Genomic DNA, 12,410 nt, shown 5'->3' with positions numbered 1-12,410 from the left:
TTTCAGCTTTCTTCTTTACCCAGCCAGCGATACAGCACGCCGCCGACCACTGCACCGAGTAACGGTGCGACCCAGAACATCCACAGTTGTTGAATCGCCCAGCCGCCGACGATCAGCGCCGGGCCGGTGCTGCGCGCCGGGTTGACCGAGGTGTTGGTGACCGGGATCGAGATCAGGTGGATGAGCGTCAGCCCCAGGCCGATGGCAATCGGTGCCAGTCCTGCCGGTGCTCGTTTGTCGGTGGCGCCGAGGATGATCAGGATGAACATCGCGGTCATCACCAGTTCACAGACAAACCCCGCCGCCATCGAATAGCCGCCAGGCGAGTGTTCGCCGTAGCCGTTGGACGCCAGGCCCCCCGCCAGTTCGAAACCGGGTTTGCCGCTGGCAATGAAATACAGCAGGGCGGCCGCAATCACGCCGCCAATGACCTGGGCAACGATGTAGGCCGGTAATTCATTGGCCGGAAACCGCCCGCCTACCACCAGGCCGAGGGACACCGCAGGATTGAGATGGCAGCCGGAAATATGGCCGATGGCGAAAGCCATGGTCAGCACTGTCAGGCCAAACGCGAAGGACACCCCGAGCAGACCGATCCCCACCTCCGGGAAAGCTGCCGCCAACACCGCACTGCCGCAACCACCCAACACCAGCCAGAACGTACCTACCAACTCAGTCGCCGAACGTTTTAACAGAGACATAAGAGAGTGCCCTTTCGAGATTATGCTGCCTTGAGCATCCAGCCGATGGACTGCAGAACCATCTCCAGAACGTTGGAGTGAGTACAGCACGGTTTTTTCAGAATTCCAGCAGGCATAAAAAACCGCCAAGACCCGTTGTTGACGGGGCCTGGCGGTTTTTTGTGGACTATTGGTGTGTTGTTCAGGGGATCAATCGATCCCGACAAACCCACCGGTCTGGTGTTGCCACAACCGCGCATACAAACCGCCATGGGCGAGCAGTTCGGCGTGGGTTCCGGTTTCGGCGATCTTGCCGTTTTCCAGAACCACCAGCCGGTCCATCCGGGCGATGGTCGAGAGCCGGTGAGCGATGGCGATCACGGTTTTGCCCTGCATCAGGGTTTCGAGGCTTTCCTGGATCGCCGATTCGACTTCCGAATCCAGTGCCGAGGTGGCCTCGTCCATGATCAGGATCGGCGCGTCCTTGAGCAGTACCCGTGCGATGGCGATGCGCTGGCGCTGGCCGCCGGAGAGTTTCACCCCGCGCTCACCGACGTGGGCATCGAAACCGGTGCGGCCTTCAGCGTCCGACAGCGACGGAATGAACCCGTCAGCCCGGGCCTTGTGCACCGCTTCCCAGAGTTGCGCGTCGGTGGCGTCGGGCTTGCCGTACAGCAGGTTGTCACGGATCGAGCGGTGCAGCAGCGAGGTGTCCTGGGTGATCATGCCGATGCGTTCGCGCAGGCTTTCCTGGCTGACGTCGGCAATGTTCTGGCCGTCGATCAGGATGCGTCCGCCTTCGACGTCGTACAGGCGCAGCAGCAGGTTCACCAGGGTCGATTTGCCAGCACCGGACGGGCCGATCAGGCCGATTTTCTCGCCAGCCTTGATGGTCAGGTTGAGGTCGCCGATGATCCCGCTCTGCTTGCCGTAGTGGAAATCCACCTGTTCGAAGCGCACTTCGCCACGGGCCACCGCCAGGGGTTTGGCCTGGTCGCGGTCGGTGACGCTGACCGGTTGCGAAATGGTCTGCAGACCGTCCTGTACCATGCCGATGTTTTCGAAGATGCCGGTCACCACCCACATGATCCAGCCGGACATGTTGACGATGCGGATCGCCAGGCCGGTGGCCAAGGCAATCGCCCCCACGCTGATCAACGACTGCGTCCACAACCACAGGGCAAGGCCGGTGGTGCAGACGATCAGCAGGCCGTTCATGCTGGTGATGACCACGTCCATGCTGGTGACCACGCGGCCGGCCAGTTGCGCCTTCTCGGTCTGTTCCTTGATGGCTTCGCGGGCGTATTGCTGCTCGAAGTTGGTGTGGGCGAACAGTTTCAGGGTGGTGATGTTGGTGTAGCCGTCGACAATCCGCCCCATGAGTTTTGAGCGCGCATCGGACGCCACCACAGAGCGGTCCTTTACCCGTGGCACGAAGTAACAGAGGGCGCCGATGAAGGCGAAAATCCACGTCAGCAACGGGATCATCAGGTGCCAGTCGGCTTCGGCGAACAGCACCAGGGAACTGATGGCGTAGATCAGCACATGCCACAACGCATCCACGGCCTGCACGGCGGAATCACGCAGCGAGTTGCCGGTTTGCATGATGCGTTGGGCGATGCGCCCGGCGAAGTCGTTCTGGAAGAAATTCAGGCTCTGCTTGAGCACGTAGCTGTGGTTTTGCCAGCGGATCATGCTGGTCATACTGGGGCTCAGGGTCTGGTGCACCAGCAGGTCATGCAGGCCGACAAAGATCGGGCGCAGCACCAGCGCAACCACCACCATCCAGGTCAGTTCGAGGGCGTGATCCTGGAACAGACTGACGTTCGGCGTGCCTTGGGCCAGGTCGATGATGCGGCTCAGGTAGCTGAACAACGCCACCTCGATCAAGGCACCAATCAGGCCGACGATCAGCAGGGCGGCGAAGCTCGGCCAGACCTGCTTGAGGTAATAAGTGTAGAAAGGGAAAACCCGGTCCGGCGGAGACGCCGTCGGTGCTTCACGGAAAACATCGATCAGTTTTTCAAAGCGGCGATAAAGCATTGGTTGTTTGCCCGCGAGCGGGCTCTCCTTTTAACGTGTTGAGCGTTGCCGGCAAACACCGGCAACGGCTCGGACATCCTTGTCCAGCTTAGTCTCAGTCGATGCGCTTGGCCGACTTGATGAACACCGGATCGGCCGGTACGTCGCGCATACCGTTTTTGGTGGTGGTCGGTGCATTGACGATGATATCGACCACATCCATGCCCTTGACCACTTTGGCGAATACGGCATAGCCGGCGTCGCGACCCGGATCAAGGAAGTCGTTGTCCTTGACGTTGATAAAGAACTGGCTGGTGGCCGAATCAGGATCGGAGGTGCGCGCCATCGACAGCGTGCCGCGTACGTTATGCAGGCCGTTGCTGGCTTCGTTCTTGATCGGATCCTTGGTTGGTTTCTGCTGCATCGAGGAGCTGAAACCACCGCCCTGGGCCATGAAACCCGGGATCACCCGGTGGAAAATCGTGTTGTTGTAGAAGCCGCTGTCGACGTATTCAAGGAAGTTCTTGGTACTGATCGGGGCCTTGACCGGGTCCAGTTCGATTTCGATCTGGCCGTTGGTGGTGTCCAGCAGCACATGCGGTGCCTTTTCCGGCGTCGCGGCCATCAGGTTGGCGGCAAACAGGACGGAGCCTGCGGCGAGGGCGATTTTTTTCAGCATGGGTCAGTGATCCTGAGTGGTGGTGTCGACTGCGGCCAGAAACTCCAGCAGTGTTTGGTTGAAGTGTTCCGGCTGGTCCAGAGGCGTGGCGTGGCGTGAATCGTCGATCACCACCAGTCGCGCGTCGGGCAGCAGTTTTACGTAATTTTCCTTCAGCGCCACCGGTGTGTAGTCCCGGTCGGCGCTGACGATGAGGGTTGGACAGGCGACCTTCGAAAGTCGTTCCTGGACCCCCCAGCCGACAATGGCATTGAAGCTGGCGAGATAAGCATGTTTGTCGTTTTTTGCCCAGCGCTCGGCCATCTTTTGTCGTAAATCGGCCTGCTCGGGTTTCGGGAACAGCTTGCCGCCCAGCGCCTTGCCGATGGTGCGCAGGCTGAGTGCGTGCATCAGGCTCCAGCGCTTGAACCACTGCCAATAGTCGTCGCGGCTGCGCAGTTTGACCTCGGGCGCGCTGTTGACGATGCACAGGCTCTTGAGCAGTTGCGGCTGATCCACGCCTAGCTGGAAGCCGATCATGCCGCCCATGGACAGGCCGACATAGTGTGCCGGACCGAGATTGAGGTGTTCGATCAGTGCAATCAGGTCAGCGCTGAATCCGGCAATACTGTAGCGCTCCCGGGGTTTGTCCGAACGGCCGTGACCGCGCACATCCGGGACGATCACCCGGTAGCGGGTGGCAAGTGTCGGGATCTGTTTTTCCCAGTCCAGGGTGCTGGAGCCCAGGCCGTGGACCAGCAGCAGCGGCGTGCCGTGGCCGTATTCCTCATAGTGCAGGTTGCAACCTTCGTGTTCGAAATAGGCCATGCATACACTCCGTGTCAGGCTTGTTCGGGGGCGGCGAACGGTGCGTCCAGTGGTGCGGTGTCAAACGTACGCAGCAGTTCGATGAGAATCTGCGTGGCCGGCCCGAGCGGTTTGTCCTTGTTCGAATACAGATAGAAGCTCGGGTTGCGGCTGCCACCCTGATCCAACGGTAGCAGCTTGAGCGTGCCTTCCTTGAGTTCCCGTTCTATCAAGTGCCTGGGCAGCCAGGCAAAACCCAGACCGCTGCTGACGAAGGTCGCGGCAGTGGCCAAGCTGCCGACGGTCCAGCGCTGTTCGGCACCGAGCCAGCCGACGTCCCGTGGCTGCTGGCGGCCCGAGTCGCGGATCACCACTTGCATCTGGCTTTCCAGGTCCTGGAAGCTCAGTTCGCGGTTGAGGCGGTGCAGGGGATGCTCCGGATGGGCGACCGCGACGAACTCGACGTCGCTCAATTCCGCGCCCAGGTAACCGGGAATACTGAACCCGGTGATGGCCAGGTCGGCCACGCCTTCGAGCAGGACTTCCTCCACCCCCGACAGCACTTCCTCACGCAGGCGCACCCGACAGCCACGGCTTTGCGGCATGAACGCGGTCAAGGCGCGGACGAGGCGGGCGCTTGGGTAGGCGGCATCGACCACCAGGCGCACTTCGGCTTCCCAGCCCTGCTCCATGTGATGGGCCAGGTCTTCGAGTTGGCTGGCCTGTTTCACCAGTTGCCGGGAACGGCGCAACAGCACCCCGCCGGCTTCGGTCAGCACGGCTTTGCGTCCGTCGATGCGCAGCAACGGCACACCGAGTTGATCCTGCATGCGGGCCACGGTGTAGCTGACTGACGATTGCGAGCGATGCAGCGCCTCGGCGGCCTGAGCGAAACCACCGTGATCGACCACGGCCTGCAGCGTTCGCCATTGATCAAGGGTCACGCGGGGCGCTTTCATGTTGAGCTCCTCTTGTCCTAAGCTGGCAGCCCCTATTGGAGGCTGCTGAATGAAAAAATTCTGTTATGTGCTGCTGGCGCTGCTGCCGCTGACGGCGATGGCTTACCCGATCGATGTGAAAAAAGACCTCAACGGCATGAAGATCGATTACCAGACCTACGACACGGATAACGACATCGGCTCCATTCAGGTGGCCAACTACGGCGACGTCGATGCCAGCTGCAAGGCCGTTTTCATCAATGGCCCGGAAGCACCGCGTACCCGCAAGATCGACGTACCGGCCGGCAAGCACAAAAATGCCACCGCCAAGTTCACCCGCAGCATCATCAAGCTGCGCATCGAGCTGTCCTGCACTCCGAAATAACAGCAATCGCCTGTCGGAGCGGGCTTGCTCGCGAAGGCGTCGTGTCAGTCGATATCTCTTTTGTTGACCCACCGCTTCGCGAGCAGGCTCGCTCCTACAGGGGCATCGTTTGCTTATAAACGAATTTATTGATGGGTTGTAGCAGTTATTTGCGCTTTTTCATCGATATGACTCTGTTTAACCTTCACTCCATCGACCTACCGCATTCTCAGATGGAGGCTACATCCCATGTCCCGCGTTCTGATCATCGAAAGCAGTGCCCGTCAGCAAGACTCGGTTTCCCGTCAACTGACCCAGACCTTCATCAGCCAGTGGAAAGCCGCTCACCCGAATGACCAGATCACCGTCCGGGACCTGGCCGTAAAGCCGGTGCCGCACCTGGACATCAACCTGCTGGGTGGCTGGATGAAACCCGCCGAGCAGCGCAGCGACATCGAGCAGGCGTCCCTGGAACGCTCCAACCAGTTGACCGACGAATTGCTCGCCGCCGATGTTCTGGTCATGGCCGCGCCCATGTACAACTTCGCAATTCCCAGCACCCTGAAAGCCTGGCTCGACCATGTGCTGCGTGCCGGCGTGACCTTCAAGTACACCGAGACCGGTCCGCAAGGCCTGCTCAGCGGCAAGCGTGCCTATGTGTTGACGGCTCGTGGCGGCATCTATGCCGGCAGCACCGCCGATCACCAGGAACCGTACCTGCGTCAGGTCATGGGCTTCATCGGCATCCACGACGTGACGTTCATCCACGCCGAAGGCATGAACCTGGGCGGTGACTTCCAGGAGAAAGGCCTGAACCAGGCGAACGCCAAGCTTTCGCAAGTGGCCTGACCGGTTAATCGCCAGATAATCGCTGGATGGTCTAGTGACCTGGCGCAACCCTTCAAGCCTGTACGCGCATCGAACCTCCCTTCGCACTTGTTGCTCCTGAGTGCCCTGGCCCGATTGAACGCTTTAGCGAGATCGGGCTTTTTTTTGCCTGCGATTTTATAGACACCCACGCACCCCTGTAGGAGCGAGCCTGCTCGCGAAAGCGTCGGCACATCCAGCCTCTATGTGTCTGACGCGCCGTCTTCGCGAGCAGGCTCGCTCCCACAGGTTTTGTGTTGGTTTAGCGTTCGCGATCAGCAGCAAAAACCGCTATCGTCGCCGCCATTCGAAATGAGGCGAGCATGGGCTATCTACTTTTTGTCACGCTGATCCAGGCGTTTTCCTTCAGTTTGATCGGCGAATACCTGGCCGGTCATGTCGACAGTTATTTTGCAGTCTTGGTACGAGTGCTGCTGGCGGGGCTGGTGTTCATCCCGCTGACCCGCTGGCGCTCGGTGGAACCGGCGTTCATGCGCGGCATGCTGCTGATCGGCGCGTTGCAGTTCGGCGTGACGTACGTCTGTCTGTACCTGAGCTTTCGCGTACTGACGGTGCCGGAAGTGTTGCTGTTCACCATCCTCACGCCGCTGCACGTGACCCTGATCGAAGATGCACTGAATCGTCGCTTCAATCCCTGGGCCCTGATCGCGGCGCTGGTGGCAGTGGCTGGGGCGGCGGTGATTCGCTTTGACCGGATCAACCCGGACTTCTTCATGGGGTTCCTGTTGCTGCAACTGGCCAACTTCACCTACGCCGCCGGGCAGGTGCTCTATAAACACCTGGTCGCGCGCCACCCGAGCGATCTGCCGCATTACCGGCGCTTCGGCTACTTCTACCTCGGCGCACTGGCCGTGGCGCTGCCAGCGTTTCTATTGTTCGGCAAACAGAACTTCCTGCCCGAAGCACCGTTGCAATGGGGCGTGCTGCTGTTCCTCGGCCTGGTCTCGACTGCTTTGGGGCTGTACTGGTGGAACAAAGGCGCATGCCTGGTCAGCGGCGGGACGCTGGCGGTGATGAACAATCTGCATGTGCCGGTGGGGTTGCTGATCAACCTGCTGATCTGGAACCAGCACGAAGAACTGGGGCGGCTGTTGCTCGGTGGTTCGGTGATTTTGCTGGCGGTGTGGATCAGTCGGTTGGGTATACGCAAGCCTTTGGCAGTTCACTAAACCCTGGGTAACCCGATATCCCTGTAGGAGCGAGCCTGCTCGCGATCACGGAGTGTCAGTAGACGATGATGTTGCCTGATCCACCGCTATCGCGAGCAGGCTCGCTCCTACAAGGGATTGTGTGATCTCGAAAATCACTTCGGCGCCAGTTGTCCCACCAGAAACTCGATAAACGCCCGGGTCTTCTGCGGCACCCGCCGTGCTGATGAATACACCGCGTTGATGGTGATTGCCGGGGCCTGCCATTCGCAAAGCACCGGCACCAGCCGCCCAGCCGCCAGCGCATCCTCGACGATGAAGTCGGGCAGCAGGGCGATGCCCATGCCGGCTTCGGCGGCCTGTGCGAGCAGGTCGCCGTTGTTGGCGTGCAGTGGGCCGGTGACGTTCACCCGCTGGGTTTCCTTGCCATTGCACAGTTGCAGGCTGACACCGCTCTGCAGATACCCGTAGTTCAGGCATTGATGGGTGCGCAGATCCTGCGGAGTCTGCGGAACGCCCGCGCGCTCGAGATAAGCCGGGGACGCCACCATGATGCGCGGCGCGGGTGCCAGTTGCCGGGCGATCATCGTCGAGTCGGGCATGCTGGCGATACGGATGGTCACGTCAAAGCCGCCCCGCACCGGGTCGACCTGCTGGTCGCTGAGCACCAGTTGCAGCTCGATGTTCGGGTGCTGTTCATGAAACAGCGGAATCAACGGCCCCAGCCGCCGAAGACCGAACGACATCGGCGCATTGACCCGCAACACACCGCGTAACTCGCCGATGCCGTCACGGGCGCGTTGCTCGGCCTCGTCAAGTGCCGCCAGCACCTCCCGTGCTGCGTCGAAATACTCGGCTCCGGCCTCGGTCAGGTGCAGGCTGCGGGTGGTGCGTTGCAGCAATTGCACGCCGATGGCTTCTTCCAGCGCCTGAATCTGTTTGCTGACTTTCGAGCGCGGTACGTCCATGGCCCGGGCGGCTGCGGCGAAGCCGTTCTCGCCGACCGTGACGACGAACGCGCGCATGCATTCGATGCGATCCATATTGTCCCTATTTTAGAATCAATGATTCTCAATTTTAGGTAATTGTCCCTTTAAACGCCAGCCCCTAAAGTGACATCCAAGCCGACAACAACGCCGCTGAAGGCATCGTCGACTAACCCCTGACCCATTCGAAGTATCGACATCAAAAGGAACGCGCCATGTCTATTCGTGAACTGCTCAACCCAACCAACTCCGCACTGATCCTGATCGACCACCAGCCGCAAATGGCATTCGGCGTGCAGTCCATCGACCGCCAGACTCTGAAGAACAACACCGTGGGCCTGGCCAAGGCAGCGAAGATTTTCAACGTGCCGACCATCTACACCTCGGTCGAAACCGAAAGCTTCAGCGGTTACATCTGGCCCGAATTGCTGGCGGTGCACCCGGATCAGAAGCCGATCGAACGCACTTCGATGAACTCCTGGGAAGACAAGGCACTGGTCGACGCGGTGAAAGCCACCGGCCGCAAGAAGCTGATCATTGCCGCGCTGTGGACCGAGGTCTGCCTGACTTTCCCGGCATTGGAAGCCTTGGCTGAAGGCTACGAGGTGTACATCGTTACCGACGCTTCCGGCGGCACCAGCAAGGAAGCCCACGATATGTCGGTGCAACGGATGATTCAGGCCGGCGCGGTACCGGTGACCTGGCAGCAAGTGTTGCTCGAATACCAGCGCGACTGGGCACACAAGGACACTTACGAGGCGGTGATGGAGCTGGTGCTGGAACACAGCGGCGCGTACGGCATGGGCGTGGATTACGCCTACACCATGGTGCACAAGGCACCGCAGCGGCAGGTCAAGTAACTCGCAATTTCTGAAAGCGATGTAACCCTTGTGGGAGCAGGCTCTTGTGGCGAGGGAGCTTGCTCCCGCTCGGCTGCGCAGCAGTCGTAGTACCAGCCGACCGTGGTTGTCTGAAGGAACCGGACTGCAGTCATTGGGACAGCTTCGCTGTCCAGCGGGAGCAAGCTCCCTCGCCACACAAACCCCACAGTTTTTTTGTGGTGTTACACCCTGCGCTTTTCAGCTTCGGGAATGTGGCTCGCGCCCAGTACCGCCGGCAATATCCCCGCACGCAAATCCGTTCCGCTCGGCTGCTGATAAAGACTCAACCCAAACTCCGGCAGCACCGCCAGCAGGTAGTCGAAAATATCCCCCTGGATCCGCTCGTAGTCGGCCCACGCCGTGGTCCCGGTGAAGCAGTAGATTTCCAGCGGAATGCCCTGGGCTGTGGTCTGCATCTGGCGCACCATGCAGGTCATGTTCGGCTGGATCCCCGGGTGACTCTTCAGGTAGGCCAGTGCATAGGCGCGGAAGGTGCCGATGTTGGTCATCCGCCGGCGGTTGGCCGACATGGCGGCGACGTTGCCCTGGGCTTCGTTCCAGGCCTTGAGTTCGGCCTGTTTGCGGGTCATGTAGTCGGTGAGCAAGTGCACCTGGGACAGCTTCTGCTCTTCGTCGTCACGCAAAAAGCGTACGCCGCTGGCGTCGATGAACAGGCTGCGTTTGATCCGGCGGCCACCGGAAGCCTGCATGCCGCGCCAGTTCTTGAACGACTCGGACATCAGGCGCCAGGTCGGGATCGAGACGATGGTCTTGTCGAAGTTCTGCACCTTGACCGTGTGCAGCGTGATGTCCACCACATCGCCGTCGGCGCCCACCTGGGGCATCTCGATCCAGTCGCCGACCCGCAGCATGTCGTTGCTGGTCAACTGCACGCTGGCGACGAACGACAGCAGCGTGTCCTTGTAGACCAACAGAATCACCGCCGACATGGCACCCAGACCCGACAGCAGCAACAGCGGCGAGCGGTCGATCAGCGTGGCGACGATGACGATCGCGCCAAACACGTACAACACCATTTTCGCCAGTTGCACATAGCCCTTGATCGAGCGGGTGCGGGCGTGCTCGGTGCGGGCGTAGATGTCCAGCAGGGCGTTGAGCAGGGCGCTGACCGCCAGCAGCAGAAACAGGAAGGTGAAGGACAGGGCGACGTTGCCGAGGAAGTTCAGGCTGGTTTTGCTCAGGTCCGGCACCAGATTGAGACCGAACTGGAGCACTAGCGAAGGCGCGATCTGCGCCAGGCGATGGAACACCTTGTTCTGTAGAAAATCATTGACCCAGTGCAAGGCCGGCTGGCGGCCGAGCATTTTGGCCGCGTGCAGAATGAGGTAGCGCGCCACCCGTCCGAGGAACAGCGCAATTGCCAGCAGCAACAACAGCGACAGGCTGGAGTGCACGAGCGGGTGCTGGTCGAGGGCACCCCAAAGGTCCAGGATGTTGATCCAGAGCTGTTTGATATCCATGGTCGAAAACGATTCTTCTGTAAGGCGCGAGAGGGGATTAGAGCATTTAAGACGCTTTGTATTACGTTTCGGGAAAAATCAGGCAACAAAAAACCAACTGTTTACCGCCATTTGTATAAAGAAACTCGGCCTGAGCGCTCGAAACCGTTACCCTATGCAGCTGTTTTTTTGCATTTCTTCGAGGTAGCACCCGTGTTTTCCCAATTCGCCCTGCACGAACGCCTGCTCAAAGCCGTGGCCGAGCTGAAATTTGTCGAGCCAACGCCTGTGCAAGCCGCGGCCATCCCGCTGGCGCTCCAGGGGCGTGACCTGCGGGTGACGGCGCAAACCGGTAGCGGCAAAACCGCTGCATTCGTTTTGCCCATCCTCAACCGTCTGATCGGCCCGGCGAAAATCCGCGTCAGCATCAAGACCCTGATCCTGCTGCCGACCCGCGAACTGGCCCAGCAGACCTTGAAGGAAGTTGAACGCTTCTCGCAGTTCACCTTCATCAAGTCCGGCCTGATCACCGGCGGCGAAGACTTCAAGGTCCAGGCCGCGATGCTGCGCAAGGTACCGGACATCCTGATCGGTACGCCGGGCCGGATGATCGAGCAACTGAACGCCGGCAACCTCGACTTGAAAGAAGTTGAAGTACTGGTGCTCGACGAAGCCGACCGTATGCTCGACATGGGCTTCGCCGATGACGTTCAGCGTCTGGTCGATGAGTGCACCAACCGTCAGCAAACCATGCTGTTCTCCGCCACCACCGGTGGTTCGGGCCTGCGCGAGATGATCGCCAAGGTCCTGAACAACCCTGAGCACTTGCAGCTCAACGCAGTCAGCCAGCTGAACGAAACCACCCGTCAGCAAATCATCACCGCTGACCACAACCAGCACAAAGAACAGATCGTCAACTGGCTGCTGGCCAACGAGACCTACCAGAAGGCCATCGTCTTCACCAACACCCGGGCCATGGCCGACCGTATCTACGGCCGCCTGGTGGCGCAGGAATACAAAGCGTTCGTGCTGCACGGCGAGAAAGACCAGAAGGATCGCAAACTGGCGATCGACCGCCTGAAGCAGGGCGGCGTGAAAATCCTCGTGGCCACCGACGTCGCCGCTCGCGGTCTGGACGTGGATGGCCTGGACCTGGTGATCAACTTCGACATGCCGCGCAGCGGCGACGAATACGTGCACCGCATCGGTCGTACCGGCCGCGCCGGTAACGATGGCCTGGCCATCTCGCTGATCTGCCACGGCGACTGGAACCTGATGTCGAGCATCGAGCGCTACCTCAAGCAGAGCTTCGAGCGCCGTACCATCAAGGAAGTCAAAGGCACCTACGGCGGACCGAAAAAGGTCAAGGCCTCGGGCAAGGCCGTCGGCGTGAAGAAGAAAAAGACCGACGCCAAGGGCGACAAGAAGAAAACTGCCGCCAAGACCCCGACCAAGCGCAAGAGCGCCAACCGGCCCAAGAGCGATTCACTGGTCAGCAAGGACGGCATGGCCCCGCTCAAGCGCCGCAAGCCGGAAGCGCCGGCGGCTGAGTAAGTCGTTGTAGTCGACCTATGAAAA

General features: G+C 60.2%; 12 protein-coding genes. 5 read left to right on the top strand and 7 right to left on the bottom strand.

Features of this window, described 5'->3' with window-relative positions; translation table 11 throughout:
- Positions 1-2 precede the first annotated feature (2 nt).
- The 5 genes from aqpZ to KGA96_RS18675 all read right to left on the bottom strand — a co-directional run bounded on the left by aqpZ (position 3) and on the right by KGA96_RS18675 (position 5,126).
- Positions 3-701 carry an aquaporin Z gene (gene aqpZ / locus KGA96_RS18695; RefSeq protein WP_046043691.1) on the bottom strand — a complete coding sequence of 233 codons (699 nt, stop codon included), beginning with the start codon at positions 699-701 and terminating at the stop codon, positions 3-5.
- Between the two features lie 189 nt (positions 702-890).
- The gene (locus tag KGA96_RS18690) at positions 891-2,723 is read right to left on the bottom strand and encodes an ABC transporter ATP-binding protein (RefSeq protein ID WP_046043692.1); all 1,833 of its coding nucleotides are present in this window, start codon (positions 2,721-2,723) and stop codon (positions 891-893) included.
- 94 nt (positions 2,724-2,817) lie between these two features.
- Positions 2,818-3,381 (bottom strand): peptidylprolyl isomerase, encoded by a 564-nt coding sequence (locus KGA96_RS18685; protein WP_046043694.1) that lies wholly within the window; start codon positions 3,379-3,381, stop codon positions 2,818-2,820.
- Positions 3,382-3,384: 3 nt separating this feature from the next.
- On the bottom strand, positions 3,385-4,188 hold the full coding sequence (locus KGA96_RS18680) for an alpha/beta fold hydrolase (protein ID WP_046043695.1): 804 nt from the start codon (positions 4,186-4,188) through the stop codon (positions 3,385-3,387).
- A gap of 14 nt (positions 4,189-4,202) precedes the next feature.
- Positions 4,203-5,126 carry a LysR family transcriptional regulator gene (locus tag KGA96_RS18675; protein ID WP_007972479.1) on the bottom strand — a complete coding sequence of 308 codons (924 nt, stop codon included), beginning with the start codon at positions 5,124-5,126 and terminating at the stop codon, positions 4,203-4,205.
- A 49-nt stretch (positions 5,127-5,175) separates the two neighbouring features.
- Here KGA96_RS18675 and KGA96_RS18670 point away from each other — a divergent pair, with 49 nt between their 5' ends.
- From KGA96_RS18670 to KGA96_RS18660, 3 genes are all read left to right on the top strand, one after another.
- Positions 5,176-5,490 (top strand): hypothetical protein, encoded by a 315-nt coding sequence (locus tag KGA96_RS18670; RefSeq protein ID WP_046043696.1) that lies wholly within the window; start codon positions 5,176-5,178, stop codon positions 5,488-5,490.
- Positions 5,491-5,718: 228 nt separating this feature from the next.
- Positions 5,719-6,318, top strand: coding sequence for an FMN-dependent NADH-azoreductase (locus KGA96_RS18665; RefSeq protein WP_046043697.1), 600 nt, complete (start codon positions 5,719-5,721; stop codon positions 6,316-6,318).
- Between the two features lie 341 nt (positions 6,319-6,659).
- Complete coding sequence (locus KGA96_RS18660) at positions 6,660-7,526, top strand: carboxylate/amino acid/amine transporter (protein WP_046043698.1); 867 nt, start codon at positions 6,660-6,662, stop codon at positions 7,524-7,526.
- 134 nt (positions 7,527-7,660) lie between these two features.
- On the opposite strand, the gene KGA96_RS18655 is transcribed toward KGA96_RS18660, so the two are convergent.
- Positions 7,661-8,548 carry a LysR family transcriptional regulator gene (locus tag KGA96_RS18655; protein ID WP_046043699.1) on the bottom strand — a complete coding sequence of 296 codons (888 nt, stop codon included), beginning with the start codon at positions 8,546-8,548 and terminating at the stop codon, positions 7,661-7,663.
- 158 nt (positions 8,549-8,706) lie between these two features.
- Between KGA96_RS18655 and KGA96_RS18650 the strand changes: the two genes are divergently transcribed.
- Entirely contained in the window at positions 8,707-9,351 is a 645-nt protein-coding gene (locus tag KGA96_RS18650) for a hydrolase (protein WP_008018228.1), read from the top strand.
- A 203-nt stretch (positions 9,352-9,554) separates the two neighbouring features.
- Here KGA96_RS18650 and KGA96_RS18645 read toward each other — a convergent pair whose 3' ends face one another.
- Positions 9,555-10,853 carry a mechanosensitive ion channel family protein gene (locus KGA96_RS18645; protein ID WP_223466248.1) on the bottom strand — a complete coding sequence of 433 codons (1,299 nt, stop codon included), beginning with the start codon at positions 10,851-10,853 and terminating at the stop codon, positions 9,555-9,557.
- A 192-nt stretch (positions 10,854-11,045) separates the two neighbouring features.
- On the opposite strand from KGA96_RS18645, the gene KGA96_RS18640 reads away from it, so the two are divergent.
- Positions 11,046-12,386, top strand: coding sequence for a DEAD/DEAH box helicase (locus KGA96_RS18640; RefSeq protein WP_046043701.1), 1,341 nt, complete (start codon positions 11,046-11,048; stop codon positions 12,384-12,386).
- Positions 12,387-12,410: the final 24 nt, after the last annotated feature.

It is taken from the genome of Pseudomonas sp. GL-R-26, assembly GCF_019947365.1.
Lineage (GTDB): Bacteria > Pseudomonadota > Gammaproteobacteria > Pseudomonadales > Pseudomonadaceae > Aquipseudomonas.
The sequence above is the reverse complement of the archived record's forward strand: the minus strand, read 5'-3'. Positions and strand labels throughout refer to the sequence as shown.

Coding starts and splice junctions, on each gene's coding strand:
- KGA96_RS18680 (WP_046043695.1), bottom strand. CDS start 4,188: ATGGCCTATTTCGAACACGAAGGTTGCAACCTGCACTATGAGGAATAC.
- KGA96_RS18690 (WP_046043692.1), bottom strand. CDS start 2,723: ATGCTTTATCGCCGCTTTGAAAAACTGATCGATGTTTTCCGTGAAGCA.
- KGA96_RS18670 (WP_046043696.1), top strand. CDS start 5,176: ATGAAAAAATTCTGTTATGTGCTGCTGGCGCTGCTGCCGCTGACGGCG.
- KGA96_RS18685 (WP_046043694.1), bottom strand. CDS start 3,381: ATGCTGAAAAAAATCGCCCTCGCCGCAGGCTCCGTCCTGTTTGCCGCC.
- KGA96_RS18660 (WP_046043698.1), top strand. CDS start 6,660: ATGGGCTATCTACTTTTTGTCACGCTGATCCAGGCGTTTTCCTTCAGT.
- KGA96_RS18650 (WP_008018228.1), top strand. CDS start 8,707: ATGTCTATTCGTGAACTGCTCAACCCAACCAACTCCGCACTGATCCTG.
- KGA96_RS18675 (WP_007972479.1), bottom strand. CDS start 5,126: ATGAAAGCGCCCCGCGTGACCCTTGATCAATGGCGAACGCTGCAGGCC.
- KGA96_RS18655 (WP_046043699.1), bottom strand. CDS start 8,548: ATGGATCGCATCGAATGCATGCGCGCGTTCGTCGTCACGGTCGGCGAG.
- aqpZ (WP_046043691.1), bottom strand. CDS start 701: ATGTCTCTGTTAAAACGTTCGGCGACTGAGTTGGTAGGTACGTTCTGG.
- KGA96_RS18645 (WP_223466248.1), bottom strand. CDS start 10,853: ATGGATATCAAACAGCTCTGGATCAACATCCTGGACCTTTGGGGTGCC.
- KGA96_RS18665 (WP_046043697.1), top strand. CDS start 5,719: ATGTCCCGCGTTCTGATCATCGAAAGCAGTGCCCGTCAGCAAGACTCG.